Source organism: Pontibacter aydingkolensis, from assembly GCF_019443125.1.
Classification (GTDB): domain Bacteria; phylum Bacteroidota; class Bacteroidia; order Cytophagales; family Hymenobacteraceae; genus Pontibacter; species Pontibacter aydingkolensis.
Window position 1 is genome coordinate 26111 of sequence record NZ_JAHYXK010000004.1, and the last position, 25412, is coordinate 51522.

Consider the following 25412-nt stretch of genomic DNA (forward strand, 5'->3'; position numbering starts at 1 on the left):
AGATTGTTGCAGAACAGGCGACCAGGAGCCAGCGCCAAAGTATAAAGCATGGCTAAAATGGCTTGTGTTTGCAGCCGTTGGAATTATAGTAACTTTTATAACCGTAAATCAAATAAATAGCTAATTAAATAAACCGAAAATGAAAAAGACACTTTTCGCAGCAGCTGTTGTAGCAGCTTTCACTTTCTCGGCTTGCTCTGAGAACACAACAGAAAACACAGAGGCAACAGCTGAACATCACGATGATATGGACCACGGCCATGCAGAAGCAGGTCAGGCAGACGGTACGGTTGTGGTAGAAACACCAGATTACGGTAATGTAGCTGAGCCTTTTAAAACACAGGTATCGCAGTTGGTAGACCAGTACATGAAGCTGACGGACGCTTTAGTTGCATCAGACCCAGCTACAGCAAAAGCAGCAGCAAACGAAGTGCTTACTGTGGCCAAAGCAATGCCAATTGCCACACTTACCACCGACGAAAAAGCCTATGCCGAAGAACACACAGCTGTAGTTGTTGACCGTGCAACCAAAATAGCCGGATCAGATGACCTGGCGGCGCAGCGCGAAAACCTGGAGCCGCTTTCAGAGTCTGTATTCTCAATGGCTAAGGCATTTGATGCAGCAGATGGTACGCTATACTACCAGCATTGCCCGATGGCATTTAATAACAAAGGCGCTTACTGGGTAAGCTCTAAAGAAGAGATCCGTAACCCATACTTTGGCGATGCCATGCTTTCGTGCGGCAGCAACAAGGAAGTGTACAAGAAATAAACAAGCGCTCTATTTAACTTATAAAAGGCGGGTAACCAACAGGTTGTCCGCCTTTTAATTTATCTCTCTCCTCCCTCTTCAGATTTTTTTATAACTCAGGCAACCTCTCTTGTACTTGCTACATCTAAAGCATTATAGCAGCTACAGCAAAAGTTCACCTCCTCAGCCAGGGCCCGGCAGAGTTAAGAGATAAAATCAGGCAATTCGTCTAAATCACCAAACAGTACCTTGCATTACAAAGTACTATATGTAACTTTGTGGAAGTAAATCAAACAACATTACTCCGAACCAAAATAAAACTATGAAAAAAGTATACTTCCTATTCTCGTTATTGCTGCTTTATAGCACAACTTTACTGGCCCAATCCGAAGGATTTTTAACCGGCGTTGTTTTAGATGAAAAACAACAGCCGGCGGGCTTTGTAAATGTGGCTGTACTGGAACTGGTTACCGCTAAAGTTGTAACCGGTGCCATTGCTGACATGGATGGCCACTTTCTGATCAAAACGCCTGCTGCCGGTAAGTACCAGCTTAAGATCAGCGGACTTGGCTACACCGAATTTAAAACTCCAGCCTTTGAGGTTACCGGAGCAAACTTTGCAAAAGACTTTGGCAAACTGCAGGTTAAATCCGATACCAAAGTACTAGCAGAAGTGCAGGTACAGACCATGCGCCCTACCGTAATCATGGAGCCGGATAAAATGGTGGTAAATGTAGAAGGGACGGCATTGGCCAGCGGCGCTACAGCTTATGAAGTACTCGAGAAGTCTCCGGGCGTGTGGGTAGACCAGGACGGTAACCTACAGCTAAACGGTAAGGCCGGGGTACAGGTAATGATCAATGGCAAGCGTTCTTTCCTGTCTGGCAGAGAGTTGCAGAACCTGCTGCAGGGCATGTCAGCCGAAAACATCAAAAATTTAGAGATCATCTCAAACCCATCCTCTAAACACGATGCTGAGGGAGCATCCGGTATCATCAACATTAATCTTAAAAAAGCGCAGGTTGCTGGCATGAGTGGCAGTGCTTATGCCGGTTACCAGTACAACAGACTAAGCACTTATACCACAGGCGGTGAGATCCATCACAAAAGCGGAAAATGGAACACATCTGCCAATATAGATTTTACCAGACGCATGTGGTTCAGAGATGCTGAACTGGACCGTGTGTTTGTGAATGAGAACGGCAGCAAAAGCAAGTATGACCAAACTGCTTTTGAAAAATCTGAGCGTGTATACCCTGCGATACGCGTTGGCACCGACTACGACCTTAACGGGAGACACAGCATCGGTGTAATGGCCCGTATTAACGCCGGCGAGAACAACACCAGGTTTAATTCTGATTCATACCTGCTAAATGGCAACGACTTATTTATACAGGCAAAAAACAGAACGGTAGATACTCACAACGGTGGCACTTACAACCTACACTATGTTGGTAAATTAGATACTCTGGGCACAACCTTATCTGCTGACCTGGATTATGTGCGCATCTCTTCAGAGACAAATTCAAAAATGAACAATAACTCGGAAAGAGTTAACCAGAGCCAGCCTGCCGATATTGAGCTACTGCAAAGTGATAACCCGGTTGCCTATAGTATCTATGCTGCCAAAGTTGATTTCACGAAAATGATGGGCAAGACCAAGATAGAAACGGGTGCAAAAGCCAGCTATGTAAAATCTGATAACGAGCTTAAATTTTTTGAAATAGCTGATGGCCAGCGTGTAACAGACCCGAAGCGTAGCAACCATTTTATTTACGAAGAGAATATCTTTGCGGCTTATGCCAACGTATCTGCAACATTAAGCAAAAGCCTGACAATGCAGGCAGGCTTACGTGCCGAGCAAACAATCTCTACAGGCCTGCTGGTTACTAAAAACGAAAAGGAAAACCGCGATTACCTGGAACTGTTTCCAAGTATCTTTTTACAACAAAAAGTAAACGACAACTACCAGATTGGGTACAAGTATAGCCGCCGCATTAACAGACCAAACTACCAGACGCTAAACCCGTTCATTTTCTACCTCGACCCTTATACTTATGTAAAAGGAAATCCGGACCTGAAGCCACAGTATGTGAACTCTGTTGAGGTAACACAAACCTATAAGCAGCGCTACAACCTGATACTGGGTTATGCCAACACAAAGGATTTTATGGCGGAGATTCCGGAGCAGAACCCAGAAGACAACACCACCATTTTCCAGCAGCAAAACGTGAAAGATTTGAAGAGCGCCACTGCTACAATGGTAGCCCCGATCACGATCTCGAACAAATGGCAGGTAAACAACAACATCATGACGATGTACCAGGAGTATACCACCATCTCGAAAGACGAAGTGATTGTAAACGATAAAATAACTGCCATCATCCAGAGTAACCACAGCATTATGCTGCCAAAGAACTTTAAACTGGAAGTAAACGGCGGTTACCAGAGCCCAGCTGTATTTGGCCTATACCAGATTGAAGACCAGTGGTGGGTAGATGCCGGCCTGAAGTATAGCATGCTGGATGATAAACTAACCTTTGGCCTGAACCTGACAGACATTTTTAAAGGCCGCGAAATGCAGATACAAACTAACCTGAACGGCAACGTAAATGCCATCGACCAATACCAGGGTACCCGCAGTGTTCGCCTTAACCTGCGCTACCGCTTTAACAAAGGCACTAAGTTCGAAGCCAAGAAACGTAACGTAAACCTGGAAGAACTTAACCGCACCGGTAATTGATAACAGAATAGAATTTGTGTGAAAGGCAGCGGCTTCTGGTCGCTGCTTTTTTTATGGCTATACCGCTGCAGCCAAACTTCGGCTGTAAAAATAGTTACCTTTGCTTCTGTACTATAAAATAGCCCATGCCACAGGTAAACTTAAACTGGATCATACTTTTACCCATACTAGCAGGCGTTGCAGTAGCTACGCAAACCGCCATAAACGGACAGCTGCGAGTTATAGTAGGCAGCCCTTTAGTAGCGGCGCTTATTTCTTTTTCGGTGGGTACACTTGTGCTGATTACACTCGTGCTGGTTACCAGACAGGAAATTCCTGCAATAAGCCAGCTCTCTGGCACAGCATGGTACAAATATATGGGAGGCTTGCTGGGTGTTTTTTTTATTACCAGTGTTATAGTGTCGGTGCAGCGCATGAGTGTGGCCAACCTACTGGCATTGGTGGTGACAGGGCAACTTGTTACCGCTCTGCTGTTCGATCATTTTGGCGCACTTGGGGTTAAGCAGAGCTCTCTAACGCTTACACGCGCCCTGGGAGCCATTGCACTTATACTTGGTGCTTACCTCATCAACAAGAAATAGCAAAATATACCTAAGGGCGGTACGTGGTTTTGTCGCTTGGCCGTACGAGCAACCAAACCAGTAAACCTAAAGGCCAGGCAAGTAAGGCTACAATAACGGCAACCAGTAAACCAGGTTTGCCACGTCTTTCGGCGTCTTTATAGGCCCATACAATACTCCAGATATATATCACTAAAACTACCAGAGCTATTATCAATCCGAAAATTCCAAGCCCAACTGCAAAGTCTTCCATAGTATAAAGTATAGTTTCTGAATGTTATTTAACGATTTACTTTAGTTTAGGTTGATATCCAATGCTTTATGCAGCAGACAAGTACATTTCGCAGTAATATTCCAGCATAAGGTTCTCTGTTGCTGTGGCAGCTAGATGCTGTACCGGCCCCTTAACCCGCTGCTCCTTAAGACATAAGCACCAACATCTGTCCGCGCTATGCGTACCTTTTCCGTAGTACAAAGTGTATCGTAACAGTTTAAGAAGGAGGAAGAAATATGTCTATCAAAGATATTTTTAATAAAGTAAAGAAAGAGCTGAAGGTGGTGCAGGGCGAGGAAACCAAAGACAAAGTATACACCAACGAGAATACCTTTGCTGATGAGGCGACGGCAAAAAAAGAGTTTGAGCGATCAAAAAGGAAGCTTTTTGATGTAAACAGCTGGACCATGCTAAGTGGTATAAACTCAACTTTCCAGCTGTATGACCGCCGTGGCCAGCGCAGCAACGCTAAAATACCAGAGATTGGTTACTACATAGAAATTGTTTTGCCAGCGTCAACCATTGAAAACTGGGTACAGGTATCGGACATACAACAGGCAGAAAACATGGCCGAATTTACCGTGCACCCCAGCGAAAAACCAAAGCAGCTTACCGAAGAAGAAGAGGAAGTACAGCACTTTTTTATAAAAGAGGCGAGCAGCACATTCAGGGTTACGAGGGATGGAACTAAGATAATTGGCTACGAGATTGGTAAAAACGAGGGCATAAATAACCAGGGCGAGGAAGCCGGAAACCGTGCCGTTTTAAACACGCTCGTGGCAGAAGGCGGCTGGGCACTTTTTCAGGAGATGCAATGGGATAAACTAACCAGCTACCTGGTGCACCTGGAGGAGATAAAAGAGTAAGACTTGCTATAAACAACTTAGACTAAAGCACCCGGCTTAGGGTGCTTTACATGCATTTTGTTTGCTTTAATCAGTTGAGCAAAACGCATGTTTAGCCACTGCAATTTGGCAGTAAAAAAGTATGTTTATAACGCTTAGCAAACAGTGAGTAAGAGATATCAGTAGAATTACTGGAAATAACGTTTTCTCCCTTTTCACCATTATCCTTAATCTGAAGTTTAATAACCAAATCTAAGTTATTAGTATATCTGATGCCAAAAGCAGTTGAAGCAAGCTCAACCTAAATTGGCTTACAGCTTCAAAATATTCTTTAAAAAAGCTGGAACGGCATATATATAATAAAGCGCCATTCTTTAAAGAAACTTTGCCTCTGGCTCAGCTATTAATAAGCTGATCTATAGCACACATAAATATATCTTATGGTTCTTATTAATAATATAAATTAAAACTTATACATCCGGTAGAGTATTTTTGCAGCCATCAATCATATTAGTACTACAACTATAATTTAAGCTGATGGCTATTACTGGATTAAATTACAAAAGAGCAGGCAGATTTTTGGCAGGAGGAAGATTAGTAGCCATACCAACCGAAACTGTTTACGGACTTGCAGCAAATGCTTTGGATGAGTCTGCTGTAGAACAAATTTTTACCACCAAAGGCAGGCCTCATTATAACCCCCTTATCATCCATATAGGCTCGAAAAACGACCTTAATAAATACGTAACGGCAGTGCCAGAAATGGCTCAACGCCTGATCGAAGCTTTTTGGCCAGGGCCTTTAACACTGTTACTGCCTAAAAAGGAAATTGTACCGGATCTTATAACAGCTTCTTTGCCACGTGTGGCTGTGCGCATGCCCAACCATCCTTTAACATTGAAGCTTTTACAATTGTTAGATTTTCCACTGGCTGCACCAAGCGCAAATCCTTTCTGCTACATCAGTCCTACCAGGGCTGAACATGTACAACAGCAAATAGGTGATAAGATTCCTTACATCCTGGATGGTGGCCCATGTGAACAGGGGCTTGAGTCTACTATAGTTGGCTTTGAGGAGGGGACTCCTGTAGTGTATCGCTTGGGCGCCATTACGCCGGAAGAAATTAAGGCAGTGGCAGGGCAGGTTAAAATGCATCAGAAATCCAGTGAGCAGCTAGAAGGTCCGGGTATGCTGCCTTTTCATTATTCACCCCGCACCCCGCTTTACTTTACAAATAATGTAGATGAGCTGCTTAAAGTATCTGACCCTGCAAAAACCGGAGTAATCTCATTTCAGAGAGCGATTGAAGGTTTGCCTGAGAAAAACCAGGTTGTACTGTCAGCTGCAGGCTATATGCAGGAGGCGGCCAGCAAGCTTTATGATTCACTGCATTATTTAGACGGATTAAATCTCAGTAGGATTATTGCGGAGAAACTACCGGAGTATGGTTTGGGAATGACAATAAACGAGCGATTGAGAAAAGCCGCTGGTAAAACCACGGAAAGTGCTTCTGAAGGTAGCCTAGTCCAACAGAAAGCTTAACACTGCTTTATTGGCATTAAAAATTTATCCGCTTAGTTCTTTCAAAGAGTTTACAAAGATACACTACATAATATCACTAGCCCTTCTATGAACCTCGATCTGTTAATCGATAACCTGACAAGTCCGGCTCTCTTATTTTTTGCGCTTGGAGTGCTTGCTGTCAAACTTAAGAGTGATCTGGAGATTCCTCCCACCTCATCTAAGTTTATCTCATTATACTTGCTCTTTTCGATTGGCTTTAAAGGTGGGCAGGAACTGGCCCACAGTATTTTTACAATAGATATCATCTGGGCAGTGCTGTTTGGAATCCTCCTATCACTGCTTATCCCTTTTTATTGTTTTTTTATTCTTAAAAGAAAACTTAGTGTAGAGAATTCCGGTGCCATTGCGGCCGCTTACGGCTCTGTAAGTGCAGTAACTTTTGTAACAGCTGTGTCTTTTCTTGAAATTCAGAATCTGGGCTTCGACGGGCATATGGTGGCAGTAATGGCGCTTATGGAAGCCCCTGCTATTATTGTTGGGGTAGTACTGATACGTTTATATTGCGAAGAGCAGGAGGACTCACCAAAGCTCGGTAAAATACTTTCGCACTCATTTACCAATGGCAGTGTGATGCTGATCCTGGGCAGCCTGCTGATTGGTTTGCTAGCAAGCGATCAGCAGGCACAAGGTATAAAGCCTTTCACCACAGACATTTTTAAGGGCTTTCTTGCTATCTTCCTGCTGGACATGGGTATCGTGAGTGGCAGAAAGTTGAATGACTTCTTTAAGAGTGGCTGGTTTACATCCTTGTTTGCGGTTGCCATACCTTTTATAAATGGGTGCCTGGTGGCAGTAGTAAGCGGACTTATAACAGATGACATCGGTAACAGGTTTATATTTGCTGTGCTGGCTTCGAGTGCCTCTTATATTGCAGTGCCGGCAGCCATGAAAATAGCAGTACCAAATGCAAATCCGGGAATTTACCTGCCAATGGCTTTGGCTGTAACTTTTCCTTTCAACATTACCTTAGGCATGCCAGTGTACCTGTCGATTATAGGATCTTACATATAGACATGTAATAAAGAATGATAAAGCATAGCAAACGTGACTCTTAAAACTGACCATACCAACCGAACCATTCCTGTATCGTTTTGCTTTTCTCCTGCTGCAGGTACTTGAGGTAGGCCGTTGCGACAGGAGAGAAACTTTTGTTCTTTAACCAGATCAGATTCCATATAGATTGAATCGGAAAGCCTTTTACCGGTATAATTTGCAAGTCCCCGTTGCTTAATTCATTTTTGATGCCGATCAGGGGCATAATGGAGTAACCGAGCCCTGCAATTACAGCCTGTTTTACTGCCTCATTGGAGGTTAACTCCATCTTCTTGATTACCCGCATGTTGTTTTGCTTAATGAAGTTCTCCATGATCTGTCGTGTGCCTGAACCGGCTTCACGATAGATCAGAGGCACTTCCTCCAGAATGCTGTTGTCATGGAGTTCTCCACTATACTGGTGTTCCCTGTTGCCTACCAGGAATAGTTTATTCTTCATTAGTTCGATGCTTTCTACCTGCATGTTTTCAGGTAAAACAGATACAAGCGAGAAGTCTACCTCGTTTCGTTTTAAACTTTCGATTACCATGGATTTATTCGTAACATCCAACACCAGTTCTACCCCAGGGTGTTGATTAAGGAAGTCCGATAAGAAATAAGGCATGACATACTTACCCGTAGACACCACCGTGATTTTTAAGCGGCCAATCAACTGCCCTTTATAAGCCAGAGTTTTATAGTTGATGGCGTGTACCTCGTTAAGAATTTTTTCGGCTGCTGCGGCTATTTCTTTACCAAAGTCTGTAATAAAAATCTTGCGCCCAATTACTTCTGTCAGTGGAATATCGAATTGATCCTGAAGATTCTTTAGCTGAATAGATACAGCAGGTTGCGTTAAATGCAGTTCTTCAGCTGCTTTGGTTATACTTTGCGTCTGTGTGATCTTAAGAAATACCAGAAGCTGGTGTAGAGTATAATTCATAAAAACTATTTATGATACGCATTAAAAGTATATATTTTTATTTATATAAACAATTGCAGAATTTTGAAGCATCAAAAAGCAGGTAATTATCTAAAAATGCCTGTTCATACTAAATTAAACCAGACACATTTTATGCTAACAACTACAGCTGAAAAAAGCGTGCCGACACTTGAAAATGAAATGCACCTGGTGGAGCAATCAATTCATTCTGCAATTACATCAAGTGAAAAAAACCAACCTTTAAAATCAATTTTAAAAAAGCTATATCTGCATGTAAGCGTGATAGGTATAGTATTGGTTATTTGCATCCTTTTTATAGGAGTAAAGAATCAGGATGTGATTATGATTGAGTGCTTTAAAGCGCTGCTAATCGTAGCTAGCCTAAACCTTCTTCGTGCATACTCAATTTCAAAAATTTAACCCATATCATCATGAAAATTTTAAATCTGATTTCTGGTAATTATACTCCGGCTGAAGCCAGAGAAGTGCTTCTTAAATTAATTGACATTAAAATTAGCTTTCATAAGATAAAGAACCTGAAATCGCAGGTTAACTTTGAAAAAGCTGATGTGGGTTCACAGGCGCGCATTAAAGAACTTCTGGAGATAAGAGCACAGATTGTGAGTCTGATTCAGGAGGCTATTGAAGGCAACCATAACGTGGAGGTTGAGTCAATACTTAATGTGGCTATTGAGGGAAAGGCCTACGAAGTTAGTCATGTTCAAGGGCAGGAAGTTGCTTATAGCAACTAAGCATAAAAAAGAGAGAGTACTTGCCCCTGTTTTGCAGGAGGCATTAGGCGTTGAGTGTATAATAGCAGAAGGCTTTGATACCGATACACTAGGCACTTTTACGGGAGAAACAGAACGGTTAGCTGACCCGGTAACAACAGTACGGACCAAATGCCTGAAAGCGATGGAGCTGTATGACTGCGATCTGGGAATTGCCAGTGAAGGTTCCTTTGGGCCGCATCCAACCTATTTCTTCCTACATGCTGACGAGGAGATTCTTATCCTTATTGACAAGAAGAATAAATTAGAGATACTGGTCAGGGAGCTAAGTACAGAAACAAATTTTGGAGGCGAAGAAGTTAGCACGGAAGAACAGTTAGTGAGTTTTGCAAAACGTGTTAAGTTTCCAGCACATGGTCTTATACTACGGCGCCAAGAAAATTGCTATGTTAATATAGTTAAAGGGATTACAGACTGGACACAGCTAAAGGATACCTTTTATCAGTTGTTGGAAAAGTATAAGACAGCCTATATTGAAACCGATATGCGGGCCATGTATAACCCGACCCGAATGGAGGTAATAAGGAAAGCAGGCCTGAAGCTGGCAGAAAAAGTAAACTGCAAATGCTCTGCCTGCGGTACTCCAGGGTTTAGTATAACAGAAGCTAGGCCAGGCTTACCCTGTGAAGGATGTAGATTCCCTACACAGTCTGTTTTAAGTTATATCTATAAATGTCAGAAGTGCGGCCTCTCTAAAGAAGAAAAATATCCGCATAAAAAATTTGTTGAGGATCCTATGTATTGCAATATGTGTAATCCATAATTTACAAAGCCAGTAAAGAGCTTAAGTAACCTAAATTGCTAGTTATGTAAATTCAGGATTTAACGAGACCAAAGTCCAGGATTAAAGGCAGAAGTTTTGTCTGTAACACCTGAAAAGTGACCGCATACATGGTGGCGGGCATCAAGGCGATTAGCTGTGAGAACTCTGTTTCTGCAGCTAATCGCATGTGCTCGTTTTGAATAACCTCATAAGGCTCCTTTGTTCTTTTGCTATTACATTTTCACTTCACTCTCCAGCCTATCTGTTCCTGCTCGTGCATGTCCTCAAGCAGGTAATTGGTGAAAATGATGTCAGAATAACGAATCTCGAGCTCAAAATTCAGGTGCAGGGACTTGAGAAAGCGCGACTCATGGGCTACACCAGGCAAAAACTCCACCTCCACCGGCAGTTCCTCTCCGGTCAAGACCAAGCACACTCTCATCCCGTAGAAGTACTCCAGCTTAGCCAAGCACAGCCCCGGCCTTCTCCAGGTTAGCCCGAAGCTCAGGTGTTTGCAGTATCGCTTTCTTCACTGCACGCCTCGCGTCGAACCAGCTTGCGCTTGTCGAAGACCCCGATTATTTCGGGGCTCACAAGCTTCACTAACTCGCCGCTATGGGACTTGCAGCCTCTGAATTAATATAGTATCTTGGATATCAGATGCCCATACTGGGCGCATACCAAACCCATAAGCCAACTGCGCCGCCTTGTGGCCAAATCCGGTAAAACTTTCTTCAGGTTTACCTACATACTCACATAAATATGGAAGCAAGAGCAGAGAACTGTGAGTAGATATCTAAGAGTTTGCTTTATCTTATTACTTATTATCTGTACGGTGGTGGCGGTAGCTCTAACCCTAAACCTTAGTAAATACATAAACATACTCCCTTGGACGAGATCAAAAAAGAAGACATCAAGCAGGAAGTGTTTGACCTTTACGATGACTACGCGCACAACCGTGTAACCAGGCGTGAGTTCATTCAAAAGCTGTCCATTTATGCCGTGGGCGGCCTTACGGTAGCCTCGCTCATGAGTTTTCTTATGCCCGATTACAAGGGTGCCGTCCAGATTAAGTCTGATGATCCGCGCATTAAATCCGAATACATAACATACCAGTCTCCGAAAGGTGGTGGAGAGATTAAAGCATTGCTCACCATGCCATGCCTGCCGATGCTAAAAAGAGACTTGGAGGCATTGTAGTTGTGCATGAGAACCGGGGACTAAACCCATACATAGAAGACGTGGCCAGAAGGGCCGCCCTGGCAGGTTTTGTATCGATAGCGCCGGATGCCTTAACACCGTTGGGCGGCTATCTGGGTAACGACGATGAAGGCCGTGCCATGCAAAGCAAACGCGACAGAAACGAAATGCTGGATGATTTTATAGCGGCCTACGATTAACCTTAAAGACCATAAACGCTGCAATGGCAAGGTGGGCGTAGTAGGCTTCTGTTTTGGCGGTTGGATCTCGAACATGATGGCAGTACGGATACCAGATCTGGCGGCCTCTGTCCCATTCTATGGCGGACAGCCTCCGCTGGAAGACGTTCCTAAGATAAAGGCCCCACTGCTCCTGCACTACGCCGAACTGGATACACGCGTTAACGAGGGCTGGCCAGCCTACGAAGCCGCTTTAAAAGAGCATGGCAAAGAATACACAGCTTACATGTATGCGCAGGCAAATCACGGCTTTCATAACGACACCACACCCCGCTACGACAAAGCCGCCGCAGAACTTGCCTGGACACGTACCATCAACTTTTTTAATGAGAAACTGAAATAAGTATCAAAACTTATACTTTAAGAGCCTGCACAGAATTTCTTTAGTGCAGGCTCTCTTGTTTAGTATCCTATTATCTGTTATACTTTATGATATCCTGACCTGCTGCATGCCAACACTCCCATAGTTATACTTTGATACGTTAGATTCATTTGCGAAACAGCCTGCTCAGTGGCTTTAGTGATGCAAAATTTAGTACGGCACCTGCCAGGCAGTAAATACAGGCCCTCTTTTGCTCGGAAGCCATACTTTTAAGGTAATAGGTAGCCCCAACAGCCTGGCCCAGTACAACACCCGCCAAAGCCAAATCCAGCACACGCGACTGCTTTTTGTAACGGGTAGCGGCCATTGCCAGAAAAATAGTGGCAGCATACCCTCCCAGGCTTATAACACCGTCAGGCATACCCAGCAGCATGGCTTCTTTTGATGTATTTACTTTATGGGTATCAAATATTTTACCCGGCAGGTCTGGCAATTGCTTTATCTTCCCCATCTGGAATAGCGATATCAGGCTAAAATCAAGTAAGCCAAGCGCCGCTAAAGCTGCAATATCTCGGCGGCTTTCTGTAGCTATACTTTTGTCGTTGCGTATCTTGTCTATTACTGTGGTTTCTTTTTTCATAGCTTTTGGTGTTATTGGTTTTAAGTCTACGCCAGTACGTGGCCAGGCGTTTTAAATGCATCCTATACTTGCTATAAGTATAACCCTGTGGGTGCTTATCCGCTTTTAAGGAACATACAGTTAAGCGCTGGCGTAACAAATGTTTACATATTGATCATGAATAAAAGCAACACGATGGATAACAATGAAAACACCAGAAAAGGCGTAGTGGTAATAACAGGAGCATCGGCAGGGTTGGGCAGGGCATGTGCCCGCAAATTTGCTGAGGATGGTTATGATGTGGGGCTACTTGCACGGGGCATAGACGGCCTGGAGGGCGCCAAAAAAGAAGTACTGCAACTGGGCAGAAAAGCCATGTACGTGCAGGTTGACGTTGCAGATGCCCAGGCTGTGGAAGACGCTGCCGCTAAGATAGAAGAAGAGCTTGGCGAGATAGATGTATGGGTAAACAATGCCATGAACAGCGTGTTCAGCCCGATAAAGGAAATGAAGGCGGAAGAGTATAAGCGGGTAACCGAAGTTACGTACCTGGGCCAGGTGTACGGCACCTTGTCTGCACTTAAGCGCATGCTGCCCCGTGATAAAGGCTCTATTATACTGGTTGGTTCTGCGCTGGCTTACCGTGGCATACCGCTGCAGTCGGCGTATTGCGGTTCTAAACATGCCATACAGGGCTTTTTTGATTCACTGCGATCCGAGCTGATGCACGACAAGAGTAATGTGCGCGTAACCATGGTGCAGCTACCTGCCATGAACACGACTCAGTTCGGTTTTGTGAAAACACGCCTGCCAAACAAGCCCAAGCCAATGGGCAAAATTTACCAACCCGAGGTAGCCGCAGATGCCATACTTTTTGCGGCACACCACAACCGCCGTGAAATTTACGTGGGCTATCCAACCGTACAAGCCATAGTAGGCGATAAAATTGCCCCGGAACTTGGCGACTATGTACTGGCAAAAACTGCGTTTGAAGGCCAGCAAACAAACATTCCCGAAGACCCTAACCGTAAACACAACCTCTGGGAACCCATCCCCGGCGACCACGGCGCGCACGGCGACTTTGATGCCGAAGCAACAGACTTTAGCCCTGAGCTCTGGGTAAGCAAAAATAAGTTTAAGCTTTTAACTGGTTTACTTGGCTTGGGAGGAATTCTGCTCGGAAGCATCGCAGCTCAAAAGTTGATGTCCGAAGAAGACTAAGTATAAATAAAAGTATGACAAATAGCCTCGCCACTTATCTGTTTACTGATAATTTGGCGGGGCTTATTAGCTGAGGCGGGTAGAGCTTTTTAATTTATGTTAACTTATACTTTAATTACGTGTTTATACTTTACCAGCAGCGTTTAGGTGACCACTATGCCATACTTTGGAAATTTTCCCAAATAAATTCCAAACCTTGGAATTTAAAAAAGGTGCCAGTACTCCTCTAACAATAAGTTCGTAAAATATACGCTTTAAGCTTCTGTTTGAAAGTATTAAAAGAATGAGCAGAATGGTCATTTTATAGTAAGTTCATACTATATAGTATGCCAGGAAAAATATTTTTATACTTTTGCTAAACAATTGGTTCGCAGTTTGTTATTGAAGTTCTATTGACTTCCTATTTCTTTATCTGAAGGTGCCTTTATGAATAAAATGCTGGATTACATCAAGTATGGGGTTGACGCCTCTAAAAAGCTATTGTATAGTAAATGGGCTATGCCAGTTGAGAGCGACCTTTACAGGGAAGGTTTGCAGCACCTGGCGCAGGTTATTCATGACCAGGACATCAGGCTTTGGATACATGAAAGCATGCACTTGAACAACCTTAGCATAGAGGATCAGAAGTGGACAACAGAGGTACTTGCCCTTGTGCTAACGCAGAGTAGATTAAAACATATAGCTATTATCCGTCCTCAGAATACTATCTCAAACGCGCCGGGCAACTCACTGCGCGAAAAGGCCTACCGTATTTATGGCAGAAATGTAGGGATAGAGTTTTTCGATTCAACTGAAGAAGCCAAGGCCTGGATATTACCCAACCTGCTCCACTACAGGCTGCCCGAGCAAAGCACTCCAGTAAAGTTAGACTGATTTAGTAAATACAATACTTTATTTCATTTACCTCCCTCCTTCCTGCCCACAGCAGTTATACGTGCATTTTATACTTATTAATTAAACCCTATATTTGAAGGTAAATTAAAAAGATGAAATTTAGTTCTGTAAATTTTGAACTAACAGAACTAAATTATACTTTTGCATTGTTCTAACAAAAGAACTTAGTAAACAGACCATGATTTTATCAGAGCAAAAGAAAGCCTTAATTGAGAAGATCGGCATTTTCTATGAGAAACTGGGCATGCAACCAGCTGCAGGTCGTATCATGGGTTTAATGTTTGTTTCAGACAGGCCGGAGCTTACATTCGATGAGATCAGGGAGTTGCTTAACATCAGCAAAAGTGCCACCAGCACCGCGCTTAACCTACTAATAGAAACCGGACCTGTAGAGTACATAACATTTGCCGGAGACAGAAAACGTTACTTCAAGTTGAAAACTTCTAACTGGCGCGATGCGCTTGCTCAGCGTTTTAACAACATTATTAGCTTTAAAACACTGTTGCAGGAAGTAATGGAAACCAGGTCAGACAAATCTACTGAGTTTAACTCCTGTCTCGAAGAATTCATAGATTTTTTAGAGTACCTGCAGCAGGAGCTACCTAGTCTGCTTAAAAAGTGGGAAGAAAGCCGGAAGTAAAAAAATTTATTTTATTGGTTCTTTAAATTCAGAACTAAATAGTATTCATTACACTTATATAAACTAAAAATATACCGTGATTAGAAAAAGTATACTTGTTGGCATGATGGCACTCTTGCTGTCCCCTGCCATTGCACAGAAGCAGGATACAGGCAGTGCCAAAGAACTTACGCTACAGCAAAGTATAAACTATGCGCTGGAGCACAACGAGTCGATCAAGAAAGCATCGTATGATGAACTGGGCTCTAAGTACCAGGTAAACGAAGCCCGCAGCGCAGGTTTGCCTCAGGTAGATATTAAAGGCACAGCGGTTAGAACCCTGGAAAAATCGATGATCGCTTTACCGGCAGACTTCAACCCGGAGGGCACAGGTCCGCTTATCAGACCGATGGGAACCGATAACACGATGCAGGCTGGTATTTCTGTCTCGCAACTACTGTTTAACAAGTCATACTTTGTAGGGCTTAAAGCAGTTAAAAGTGCCGAAGACCTGTACCGCATCCGCAAGGAAATGGCCGTTGAGGATGTGATCTATAATGTAGGCAGCGCTTACTTCCAGATTTTGCAAACCCGGGAGCAGTTCGAAAGCATCAATGCCAACCTTACCAAGCTGGAGCAACTGGAGAAGATCCTGACACTGCAATACAAAAACGACTTGGTAAAAAAGGTGGATGTAAACCGGATCAAGGTTAATAAGATTAACCTTGAAAACCAGAAACAGACACTACAGACAGCTTATGAGCAACAGCAGAATGTACTCAAATTCTTTATGGGCATGCCACTGGAGCAACCAATTACGCTTGCCGGCTCTGCTGACGAACAACTAAGTACAACTCAAACTGGTTTGGCCAATGCTGATGTCGCCTCAACAGAGCGGGCACAATTCAAGATCCTTAACAAGCAGAAAGAGCTTAAAACTCTTGAAATAGAAAACATCAGGGCTGGATATTACCCTTCGCTGGCTGCCTTTGGCAATTACAACTACCAGTCGCAGTATGATGGCAAGATGATCGGAAACCCGGATGCCATGTGGTTCCCAAACTCACAGGTAGGCCTGCAGCTAAACATACCTGTGTTTGATGGCCTGCGCAAAAAAGCCCAGGTGCAGCAGCGCGAAATAGAGATGCGCAAGCTGGATGTGGATATACAGCAATACAATAAAAACACACAGGTGGAGCTCTACAATGCGGTAAGCCAACTAAGCAACAGCCAGGGCACCATTGCAGCCCAGGAAAGGAATGTGGAGCTGGCCCGGGAAGTGTACGATACAACAAACCAGCTGTACAAGGAAGCCCTGGCGCCGCTAAGCGATCTGTTGAATGCAGAAACCGCCCTGCGCGAGGCCATGACCAACCTGAACAACGAAAAGCTGAAGTACCAGATAGCGCAACTTAACTATCTGAAAGCAAGAGGAGAATTAGAATCACTTACAAAATAAGACATACACCAAATACTAATATGAAGAAGGTAATTTATATCGTAGTTGTGCTTGTTATTCTGGCTGCCGTGGGCTTTAAGCTAATGAGCAATAAAGAACAGATGGCCGCTAATGCTGCCGTAGCCGAAATTAAAAGCGATGCCATTCCGGTAGCGGTAACAGAAGTGAAAAATGAAAAGCTGGATAAGTCCTTTACTGCGCAGGGCAACTTTGCCCCTATCCAAAGCCTGCCTCTTTTATCGGAAACGATGGGCCAGGTAAAGACTGTACTAAAGCGCAAAGGCGATAAAGTAAAAGCAGGCGAACTGCTGGCCCAGGTAGAAAGCAACACCATGGCCGCAGACCTGGCAACTGCTCAGACAAACGCCGAGAAAGCAAAGCGCGACCTGGAACGATTCGAGAACCTGGCAGCCGGCGAGGCCATCACCCAAAGGCAACTGGAAGACGCCCGTTTAGCCGCTAAGTCTACCCAGGCGCAGTTGATAGCTGCCCGCCAACGCTTATCCAAAACCCGCATTACGGCCCCTATCAGCGGCGAGATAAACGAGATATACATCGAAGTTGGCTCTTACCTGAACATGGGTACTAAGCTGTACGACATCGTAAACGTGGATAAGCTAAAGCTGAAAGTAAAAGCCTCGGAAAGCGAAGTGCTGCTGATAAATAGAGGCGATAAAGTAACCGTGAAAGCTAATGCCGGCGCAGGCCAGGAATATGAAGGTGTAGTTACCGCTATTGCCGCGCAAGCCGACCCTACCCTGAAGTTTGATGTAGAGGTGGAAGTAAAGAACGCCGCCAATAATAACCTGAGAGCTGGCATGTACGGCACTGCTTACTTTGAAGTAAACGACCAACGCGATGCCATGCTGTTACCGCGCGAAGCTATAGTGGGCAGCATACAGAACCCTGCGGTGTATGTGGTGAAAGATGGTGTTGCCACACAGCGCAAAGTAAAAGTAGGTGTGGTTACTCAAGATAAGGTAGAGATACTGGATGGCGTGCAGCCAGGCGATCAGATCGTTAGAAGTGGCCAGATAAACCTGCGCGAAGGCATTAAAGTGTCTGTGCTGAAGTAAGCAAACTATGGCGCGAGCGTCTTCGCTCGTGACGAACTATAGTTAGGGCCTCTGGCCCGGTGAAGTTGCTAAGCTCTTTCGGATTTGCAAATCAGAAGCAGCATAAGAAGAGCTTAAAGCGGCCAGAGGCCGCACTATAATAAACACGAGCGAAGACGCTCGCGCTATAGATCATTCTTTCTTAAGAACATTTAGAAATGAACATAACCAAATTATCGATACAGCGCTCAACCCTTGTGGTGGTGGTTTTTACCGTCCTCACGCTGCTTGGAATTGTCAGCTACCAATCGCTTAACTACGAACTGTTACCGAAATTCAACCCGCCGGTATTAACGATAACTACGGTGTACCCGGGTGCATCGCCAAACGAGGTAGAGAACTCCGTAACAAAAGAGATTGAAGATGCGCTTGCCTCACTGGAGAACGTGAAGGAGATGAAGAGTACCTCTTTGGAGAGCTTTTCCATGATCGTGATCAACCTGAACCAGGGAACAGACGTGGACCTGAGTTTGCAGGAAGCACAGCGCAAGATTAACACCATTCTGGCAAGGCTACCGGAAAATGCCGATGCGCCAACCCTGAATAAGTTCGACCTCGACGACCTGCCTATAATCAAAATGGGTGCAACGGCCAACATGTCGGGTACAGAATTCTACGACCTGATCGACAAGAAAATCAAGCCGGAGCTTTCGCGCATACAGGGTATGGCGGCTATAAAAGTGCTGGGTAGCCAGGAGCGTGAGATCAAAGTAAATATTGATGCAAACAAGCTGGAAGCATACAACCTGTCTATACTTCAGGTACAGCAGAAAATCCGAAACTCTAACCTCGACTTCCCTACCGGCAAAATAAAACAGGAAAGCGGACAAACGCAGATAAGACTTGCCGGTAAATATCAGTCGCTGGACCAGTTAAACAACCTTATCATCCGCCAGGACGACAAAGGTATTGTTCGCCTTTCGGACGTGGCTGAAGTACAGGACACGCAGAAGGACATTGAGGTGATGAACCGTATCAACGGAAACCCTTCGGTGGGTATAACAATTCAGAAACAGTCTGATGCAAACGCCGTGGAAGTAAGCCGCCTTACTAAGGAGGCTTTGACCCAATTAGAGAAGACTTATGAAGCCGAAGGTCTGAAATTCAACATCGCCAACGACTCTTCTGACTTTACCCTGGAGGCTGCCGACTCGGTAATGCACGACCTGGTGATTGCAGTTATACTTGTTGCCATTGTGATGTTGCTGTTCCTGCACTCATTGCGTAACGCGGTTATTGTGATGATCTCTATTCCGGCCTCGCTGGTGGCTACTTTTATTGCCATGTATTTGTTAGGGTACTCGCTTAACCTGATGTCGCTGCTAGCGCTTTCATTGGTTGTGGGTATTCTGGTAGACGATGCCATTGTGGTAATTGAGAACATTCACCGCCACATGGAAATGGGCAAAAAGCCTGCCCAGGCTGCTTACGACGGTATCCGTGAGATCATGGCGACGGTAACGTCCATAACACTGGTAATTGTGGTAGTGTTTATACCTATAGCCCTTTCCACGGGTCTGGTATCGGATATCCTGCGTCAGTTTGCAGTGGTGGTAGCCGTATCAACCATGATTTCACTATTTGTAGCTTTTACACTGATACCATTGCTAGCCAGCCGTTTCTCAAGACTGGAGCATATCTCGGATAAGAACATTTCCGGTAGGTTTATACTTGCTTTTGAGCGTTTCCTTGATAGAATCATCGATGGCTTTACAGCTGCGCTGAAGTGGGCTTTTAACCATAAGTTTATCACGCTGGGCGTAACATTCCTGCTGCTGATCGCCTCGTTCATGCTGGTGCCGTTTGGCTTTATCGGTTCCGAGTTTATACCTGCCGGTGATCGCGGTGAAGTGAGTTTACAGCTGGAGTTACCTAAAAACGCCACCGTAGAACAGACCAACTTTGCCGCGCGAAAAGTAGAGCAATACCTCGAAACCATACCAGAGGTAAAGAAAGTGTTCACAACCGTAGGTACTACTTCTTCGGCACAGGCCGGCCAGAATACCGCTTATAAAGCCGAGGTAGCAGTTTCGTTGATAGATGTGAAGGAACGTACTTTCAGCACCGAGCAGTTCAGCCGTCAGGCCAAAGCCGACATCGAAAGCAGGATACCTGACGTGGAAGTAACGCCTGTTCCGGTTGGCCTTGTGGGTACTTCCCAGGCTCCGATACAGATCATCATTTCCGGCTCAAACCTGGATAGTGTGATGGCTTTCTCGCAGCAGGTGATGGCAATTACAGAAAACGTGCAGGGTACTGCTGACATGGAGACCTCAGTAGAAGGCGGTAACCCGGAAATTGAAGTAGTTGTAGACCGCGACAAGATGGCAAACGTTGGCCTGTCGCTGGAGAGTGTGGGTGCAAGTATGCAGCTGGCCTTTAGCGGCAACTCTGATGTTACATTCCGTTCTGGCACTGAGGATTATGATATCAACATCAGGTTAGATGCATTTGACCGCCGCAGCGTAGACGATATCGGAAATCTGTCTTTTGTGAACAACAAAGGGCAGATAGTTCGCCTGGCACAGTTCGCTAACGTGAAACAATCTACGGGCCCGTCGCAGTTGGAACGCTTTAACCGCGTAACTTCCGTTAACGTGAACTCACAGGTTATTGGCCGTCCATCCGGTTCGGTAGGTGCCGATATACAGGCTAAAATGGCTGAAATAGAAATGCCTGCCGGCGTGAGTGTAGAAATGGGCGGTAACCTTAAAAACCAGAGCGAAGGTTTCGGTACGCTGGGTATTGCCCTACTTGCCTCTATCATCTTCGTGTACCTGATCATGGTGGCGCTATACGACTCTTACGTGTACCCGCTTGTGGTTCTCTTCTCTATTCCGTTGGCGATAATCGGTGCCTTACTGGCACTTGCTCTGGCTTCGCAGTCGCTGAGCATTTTCTCTATACTTGGTATTATTATGATGATCGGTCTGGTTGCGAAGAACGCGATTATGGTGGTAGACTTTACAAATAAGCTGAAAGACGAAGGCGTGGAAGTGAAGGAAGCCCTGATAGAGGCAGTACGCATCCGTTTCCGCCCGATACTGATGACAACGCTGGCAATGGTGATTGGTATGTTGCCGATTGCCTTGGCAGGTGGTTCGGTAGCTGCCACTAAAAATGGTCTGGCCTGGGCTTTGATCGGTGGTTTGAGCTCATCTATGTTCCTGACGTTGATTGTGGTTCCTATTATTTATTATGGCTTCGACAGGATACTGGCAAAATTCGGTTTGGATAAAAAGACTGTAATTGAGCTGGAAGATAAGTCATTGGAAGAACTGGAGCACGAAACAAAGGTTCTGGAAGAGAAGAAAATGGCGCATGAACTCGTGTATTAACATACTTTTCTGATGCTTCAGGGTCATATTTTGTTTTGAAAATGGTGTATGACCCTGAACTTAGATGCACTCTAAATTTTAATTTCAATGTTATGAGTACCTTACAATTTACTGCGCCTGCTATTCGCCAGGAAGTAGTGAAAGTTATCAGCACTTTAAAAAATATAAAACCTCAACGGTTAGTAGCTATCAACGACCTGACCGAACTTGGCTTCGATATTCTGGATGTGGTAGAAATAATTCTCAGACTGGAAAAGAAGTATGAGCTTACCATACCAGATGACGTGCCGGTTTATTCTGTAGATGATTTCGTTGATTTTATCTACAATTATAAACTCTATAATAAGGCCAGTTAGGTTTATACATTACAGCGGAAAGGAGACTTCAACGAGGTCTCCTTTTTGTTTTACTCCCATGCTTTAAGCTCAACCGCCTCCGCAAAGTATAAATTACATAGCTGAGGCCTTTCTGCGGACAGGTCGCGACCTGTTCCTACAAAATACTTACTCTATGAAATACTGTGACAGCTATTCAGGAGCCGACATCAAAAATAATAGCATAAATCAATCAAACCCCCTTAATCTGTGGTCATGGCTTACGTATACTTCAAAAACTAAAACAAACTTTATGCTATACGATCAAGATAATTACGTTTGGAAAACCGTGGGAATGGGAGCTGTGGCAGGCATGAGAGCCATGTCAGCGCCAGCATTACTAAGTGATGAACTGAGCAGGATTCCCTCTATGGGATTAGCCAACAGCCCGCTTCACTTTCTACAGTCAGACACTGTGGCTACAGGCTTAAAGGTATTGGCTGCTACAGAATTATTGGGCGATAAAATACCAGATGTGCCGGACAGGATTAGCCCACCTTCGCTGGCAGTAAGGGCTTTATCAGGGGCGGTTGTGGGAGCTACCATCTTTACCGCTAATAAAGACAGCTTGACAAAAGGAGCCATACTTGGTGCGGCAGCTGCCATTGCAGGAACATTTGCCAGCTTTTACCTCCGTAAAGCCATTAAAAAGTATACCCACCTCCCCGACTCCCTGAGCGGCGCCATAGAAGACGCACTTATGTTCGGCAGTGGCCTGGCCATTACAAAGGCTTAACAAAATAGGCGCAGCAAATAAATGCTGCGCCTATTTTGTTAAGCCTTAAAGTATAAACTTATACTATGGTCTTGATAGCTGCTTTAAGTGCGACACATGCGATACAACAGCCATGCGCATTTTAGGTATGTTGTGGTAAGGTATGTTGAAATCCATACAAGCCTGCGCAACAATCTTACTTAAAGCAGGGTAATGCACATGTGATATCTTAGGAAAAAGATGATGCTCTACCTGGAAGTTTAGTCCGCCTGAAAACCACGTAACCAGTTTGTTGTTGGTAGCAAAGTTGGCAGTTGTTTTAAGCTGATGTATGGCCCACTCATCTTCCATTTTATTTGTGGTAACCTCTGCTACCGGAAAGTGTGTTTCGCGGACTGTGTGTGCAAGTTGGAATACAATACTCATTACAAAGCCAACTACCAGGCCATAGGCAAAGAAACCTAGTAGCCACGGGAAGAAACCCACTGTATAGATAGGCAACACCGCGAAGAAGATTATATGCACTGCTTTAAAAGCCCAGAAACTAATATGGTCTGATGGCTTCATTTTCTTCAGCGGCATATTTCCCACTTTTTTAGTAAAGTATTTCTGGTAATCGGAGAAAAATGCCCAATAGAAAAATAGCATGGAATAAGCTGCCCAGAAGTAAAAATGCTGGAAACGGTGGATCTTACGAAGCTTTTGGGTCTCGCAAAGCCTTAACAGCGGGCCAGCGTCCAAGTCATCGTCCACGCCATCAATATTAGTATAAGCATGGTGAATCACATTATGCTTGGTGTTCCACATAAATTCGTTTGCCCCCAGCAGGTTCAAAAACAAACCGGCCATTTCGTTCAGCTTTTTCACTTTACTAAAACTACCGTGAGAGCCATCATGAACTACATTAAAGCCAATACCAGCCGTGATCATGCCCAGCATCATACACTCCAGCAATGCCAGCCAGGCACTTTCGGGGGTAAAGAAAACTACATGCGTGTATATCAGCAACAGCCCTAGAGTAAGGAGTATAGCTTTAGTGTAAAGTTTATAGTTGCCTGTTGTAGCGATACCTTCCTCCTGAAAGTAATCCTGTATTCTTCGCTTTAACTCGGCATGAAAAGAGTCTTTCTGAGACTGGAATTTTGGCGCAGCCATAAATATCATTTTAGTTAAATTCAGGCTGGATAAAAGTTTTCCGACCCAAAAGGGTGTAAAGGTAAATTAATTTTCGGGAGAATATATCAGTGGCGGCAAAGGATCGATATGTTACAGACTAACCTCCTGACTACCAACACGACTTTCTATACTTTAATTGCATTTGAATAAAACAAAACAGACCAATGCATAAAACCCGGCCCTGCTTCATAATTAAACGGTAAATCTATACTTCAAGTATAAAGTACGGCTGCTCGTATCCCTCTTTTAAAAGTATAGGTTTTGATACGTTAAAAACTTTAACGCCTTTAGAGGTCTCCCCTTTGAGTGTACCAATATGTGCATGACCGTGAAAAGCAGCAATTACGTCACGGCGATTCAGCGGCTCGGCAAGCCTTGATGAACCAAGGAAAGGAAATATCTGCTCGGGTTCTCCAACAACTGTGGCCTTTATTGGTGCATAATGTAGCAACACTACTTTTTTGATGTTCTCGTTTTCACTATCCAGCCTTGCCAGCGCACCGTCCAGTTTAAGGGCTTCGTCTACTGCCTCCTGCACAAAACTCTTGATCATCGGTTCTCCGAACATCCCCAGCATGCCCTTGTCAAAGCCTCCTCCAAATCCTTTTACACCTGCAAAGCCAACGCCATCAATCACAATACAGTCCCCGTCCAGCACATGCACATTTTCTCTTATCAGCGTTTTACGAATACCCTTTTGGTGGTCGCGCTCATAATCGTGGTTACCCATAACGGCTACCACTGGTATGGAACAAGCCTTTAACTCATGCGCCAGTACCTCGGCTTCTGCAACCCTGCCTGTGTCGGTCAGGTCGCCGCACAACAGCAGCACATCGGCTTTTTCGGATACTTCTCTGAAATACTCTTCCCACTTACCTGTATCGTTTTCCCGCACATGAATGTCGCCTACGGCTGCAATTCTTACTTTGGTGTTTTTGCTTTTCTTTGTTGTCATGTTTTACACAGATCTGATGGTTACAACCTTATATTCCCAATCGGTGATATCGGTTGCATACTGGGTTTGGTCTATCAGTGGCCCACGGCATATTTTTTCTACTGGCAGTGGCATGTCATACTGTTCCTGCGCCCTGATGAGCAGCTCATCAAAAAGCCACTTTGGAATCAGATCTCTTTCGGATGGATATACGAACTGGAATGACATAAACTGAGCAAGTAATAGCTGCCAATGTGTTTCCATGTGGGTCCATAGCCATTTCCAGTCTATTTTAGTGCCGTAGCGTAACATAATGTGGTTAATGTCTGCCCCATCGTATCGCTCTCTGTTCTGCACATACAGCTTAGACCAGATAAGGGTTTCCGCAGGTATTACACGCACCTTTATATCCAGCAGTTCACTTTTAACAGATTTCTCGAACCAGGTATCGTCCACGGCGCAGTGGTTGCCGGGGTTGTTAAAGATGATATCCATGAAATGCTCGCCGCTTTTTGCCTTGGCCAGCCAGCGTGCATCTGTCAGTTCTGTTTCGTAGCCATGCTCTTTAAAAACCTTTAATATTCGGGGGCAGTCGCCGGACCTGCAAAAAATGTCCAGGTCTTTTGTGTCGCGCATGATATCGGTGTAAAGGCGTAGTGCAAACCCTCCTCCTACTAAAAATTCAATTTTGCTCTCAGCAAGTATACTTAGCGCCTCACGGTAAAAATCATGCGCCTTCTGCTGGTGCAACCCTCCTTGTAACTCTATTACTTTTGCCATTCTGCTTGTTTTCAGTTTGTGAAATCAGAGGGGTAAATTGTTCAAAATAAATATTTAGAATATTGTATTTTTCCACATCTTCTCCGTCTCTCTTAAATAGAAGCATTTACTTGTCTTGGCG

Annotated in this window: 24 protein-coding genes and 1 pseudogene; 18 read left to right on the forward strand and 7 right to left on the reverse strand. The window is 44.5% G+C overall.

Annotated elements, in window-relative coordinates; all coding sequences use genetic code 11:
- Positions 1 to 139: 139 nt before the first annotated feature.
- The 3 genes from K0O23_RS06320 to K0O23_RS06330 all read left to right on the forward strand — a co-directional run bounded on the left by K0O23_RS06320 (position 140) and on the right by K0O23_RS06330 (position 4075).
- Positions 140 to 772 (forward strand): DUF3347 domain-containing protein, encoded by a 633-nt coding sequence (locus K0O23_RS06320; RefSeq protein WP_219876565.1) that lies wholly within the window; start codon positions 140 to 142, stop codon positions 770 to 772.
- Positions 773 to 1073: 301 nt separating this feature from the next.
- Positions 1074 to 3494: an outer membrane beta-barrel family protein gene (locus K0O23_RS06325; RefSeq protein WP_219876566.1), complete on the forward strand. Its 2421-nt coding sequence runs from the start codon at positions 1074 to 1076 to the stop codon at positions 3492 to 3494.
- Positions 3495 to 3619: 125 nt separating this feature from the next.
- Entirely contained in the window at positions 3620 to 4075 is a 456-nt protein-coding gene (locus K0O23_RS06330) for a DMT family transporter (protein WP_219876567.1), read from the forward strand.
- 10 nt (positions 4076 to 4085) lie between these two features.
- Here K0O23_RS06330 and K0O23_RS06335 read toward each other — a convergent pair whose 3' ends face one another.
- Positions 4086 to 4307, reverse strand: coding sequence for a hypothetical protein (locus tag K0O23_RS06335; RefSeq protein WP_219876568.1), 222 nt, complete (start codon positions 4305 to 4307; stop codon positions 4086 to 4088).
- Between the two features lie 257 nt (positions 4308 to 4564).
- Here K0O23_RS06335 and K0O23_RS06340 point away from each other — a divergent pair, with 257 nt between their 5' ends.
- The 3 genes from K0O23_RS06340 to K0O23_RS06350 all read left to right on the forward strand — a co-directional run bounded on the left by K0O23_RS06340 (position 4565) and on the right by K0O23_RS06350 (position 7768).
- Entirely contained in the window at positions 4565 to 5194 is a 630-nt protein-coding gene (locus tag K0O23_RS06340; RefSeq protein WP_219876569.1) for a hypothetical protein, read from the forward strand.
- Positions 5195 to 5710: 516 nt separating this feature from the next.
- The gene (locus tag K0O23_RS06345) at positions 5711 to 6715 is read left to right on the forward strand and encodes an L-threonylcarbamoyladenylate synthase (RefSeq protein ID WP_219876570.1); all 1005 of its coding nucleotides are present in this window, start codon (positions 5711 to 5713) and stop codon (positions 6713 to 6715) included.
- Positions 6716 to 6802: 87 nt separating this feature from the next.
- Positions 6803 to 7768 carry a sodium-dependent bicarbonate transport family permease gene (locus K0O23_RS06350; RefSeq protein ID WP_219876571.1) on the forward strand — a complete coding sequence of 322 codons (966 nt, stop codon included), beginning with the start codon at positions 6803 to 6805 and terminating at the stop codon, positions 7766 to 7768.
- 40 nt (positions 7769 to 7808) lie between these two features.
- Here the strand turns inward: K0O23_RS06350 and K0O23_RS06355 are convergent, their stop codons facing one another.
- Positions 7809 to 8732: a LysR family transcriptional regulator gene (locus K0O23_RS06355; protein ID WP_219876572.1), complete on the reverse strand. Its 924-nt coding sequence runs from the start codon at positions 8730 to 8732 to the stop codon at positions 7809 to 7811.
- Between the two features lie 63 nt (positions 8733 to 8795).
- Between K0O23_RS06355 and K0O23_RS06360 the strand changes: the two genes are divergently transcribed.
- The 3 genes from K0O23_RS06360 to K0O23_RS06370 are packed head-to-tail and all read left to right on the forward strand — an operon-like array spanning position 8796 to position 10286.
- Positions 8796 to 9152, forward strand: coding sequence for a hypothetical protein (locus tag K0O23_RS06360; protein WP_219876573.1), 357 nt, complete (start codon positions 8796 to 8798; stop codon positions 9150 to 9152).
- Between the two features lie 11 nt (positions 9153 to 9163).
- Positions 9164 to 9484, forward strand: a complete 321-nt coding sequence (locus tag K0O23_RS06365) for a hypothetical protein (RefSeq protein WP_219876574.1) — start codon at positions 9164 to 9166, stop codon at positions 9482 to 9484.
- Positions 9423 to 10286 carry a DUF6671 family protein gene (locus K0O23_RS06370; RefSeq protein WP_246596961.1) on the forward strand — a complete coding sequence of 288 codons (864 nt, stop codon included), beginning with the start codon at positions 9423 to 9425 and terminating at the stop codon, positions 10284 to 10286. Before K0O23_RS06365 ends, K0O23_RS06370 begins: the two co-directional genes overlap by 62 nt.
- Positions 10287 to 10527: 241 nt before the next feature.
- Here the strand turns inward: K0O23_RS06370 and K0O23_RS06375 are convergent, their stop codons facing one another.
- Complete coding sequence (locus K0O23_RS06375) at positions 10528 to 10710, reverse strand: hypothetical protein (RefSeq protein WP_219876575.1); 183 nt, start codon at positions 10708 to 10710, stop codon at positions 10528 to 10530.
- A 464-nt stretch (positions 10711 to 11174) separates the two neighbouring features.
- Here K0O23_RS06375 and K0O23_RS06380 point away from each other — a divergent pair.
- Positions 11175 to 12068, forward strand: a pseudogene (locus K0O23_RS06380) (dienelactone hydrolase family protein).
- A 145-nt stretch (positions 12069 to 12213) separates the two neighbouring features.
- Here the strand turns inward: K0O23_RS06380 and K0O23_RS06385 are convergent.
- Entirely contained in the window at positions 12214 to 12687 is a 474-nt protein-coding gene (locus K0O23_RS06385; protein ID WP_219876576.1) for a vitamin K epoxide reductase family protein, read from the reverse strand.
- Positions 12688 to 12843: 156 nt separating this feature from the next.
- Here K0O23_RS06385 and K0O23_RS06390 point away from each other — a divergent pair, with 156 nt between their 5' ends.
- The 8 genes from K0O23_RS06390 to K0O23_RS06425 all read left to right on the forward strand — a co-directional run bounded on the left by K0O23_RS06390 (position 12844) and on the right by K0O23_RS06425 (position 22422).
- Complete coding sequence (locus K0O23_RS06390) at positions 12844 to 13887, forward strand: SDR family oxidoreductase (protein ID WP_246596962.1); 1044 nt, start codon at positions 12844 to 12846, stop codon at positions 13885 to 13887.
- Between the two features lie 426 nt (positions 13888 to 14313).
- Positions 14314 to 14760, forward strand: coding sequence for a hypothetical protein (locus tag K0O23_RS06395; RefSeq protein WP_219876577.1), 447 nt, complete (start codon positions 14314 to 14316; stop codon positions 14758 to 14760).
- A gap of 199 nt (positions 14761 to 14959) precedes the next feature.
- Entirely contained in the window at positions 14960 to 15421 is a 462-nt protein-coding gene (locus tag K0O23_RS06400) for a GbsR/MarR family transcriptional regulator (RefSeq protein ID WP_219876578.1), read from the forward strand.
- A 76-nt stretch (positions 15422 to 15497) separates the two neighbouring features.
- Positions 15498 to 16859: a TolC family protein gene (locus tag K0O23_RS06405; RefSeq protein WP_317195656.1), complete on the forward strand. Its 1362-nt coding sequence runs from the start codon at positions 15498 to 15500 to the stop codon at positions 16857 to 16859.
- Positions 16860 to 16879: 20 nt separating this feature from the next.
- Positions 16880 to 17935 (forward strand): efflux RND transporter periplasmic adaptor subunit, encoded by a 1056-nt coding sequence (locus K0O23_RS06410; RefSeq protein ID WP_219876579.1) that lies wholly within the window; start codon positions 16880 to 16882, stop codon positions 17933 to 17935.
- A gap of 197 nt (positions 17936 to 18132) precedes the next feature.
- Positions 18133 to 21312, forward strand: coding sequence for an efflux RND transporter permease subunit (locus K0O23_RS06415; RefSeq protein ID WP_219876580.1), 3180 nt, complete (start codon positions 18133 to 18135; stop codon positions 21310 to 21312).
- Positions 21313 to 21404: 92 nt separating this feature from the next.
- The gene (locus K0O23_RS06420) at positions 21405 to 21668 is read left to right on the forward strand and encodes an acyl carrier protein (protein WP_219876581.1); all 264 of its coding nucleotides are present in this window, start codon (positions 21405 to 21407) and stop codon (positions 21666 to 21668) included.
- 271 nt (positions 21669 to 21939) lie between these two features.
- Positions 21940 to 22422: a DUF4126 family protein gene (locus K0O23_RS06425; RefSeq protein ID WP_246596963.1), complete on the forward strand. Its 483-nt coding sequence runs from the start codon at positions 21940 to 21942 to the stop codon at positions 22420 to 22422.
- A 63-nt stretch (positions 22423 to 22485) separates the two neighbouring features.
- Here K0O23_RS06425 and K0O23_RS06430 read toward each other — a convergent pair whose 3' ends face one another.
- The 3 genes from K0O23_RS06430 to K0O23_RS06440 form a co-directional block, all read right to left on the reverse strand.
- Positions 22486 to 23556 carry a fatty acid desaturase family protein gene (locus K0O23_RS06430; RefSeq protein WP_219876582.1) on the reverse strand — a complete coding sequence of 357 codons (1071 nt, stop codon included), beginning with the start codon at positions 23554 to 23556 and terminating at the stop codon, positions 22486 to 22488.
- Between the two features lie 226 nt (positions 23557 to 23782).
- Complete coding sequence (locus K0O23_RS06435) at positions 23783 to 24532, reverse strand: metallophosphoesterase family protein (protein ID WP_219876583.1); 750 nt, start codon at positions 24530 to 24532, stop codon at positions 23783 to 23785.
- A 3-nt stretch (positions 24533 to 24535) separates the two neighbouring features.
- Positions 24536 to 25291: a nucleotidyltransferase gene (locus K0O23_RS06440; RefSeq protein WP_219876584.1), complete on the reverse strand. Its 756-nt coding sequence runs from the start codon at positions 25289 to 25291 to the stop codon at positions 24536 to 24538.
- Between the last annotated feature and the right edge of the window lie 121 nt (positions 25292 to 25412).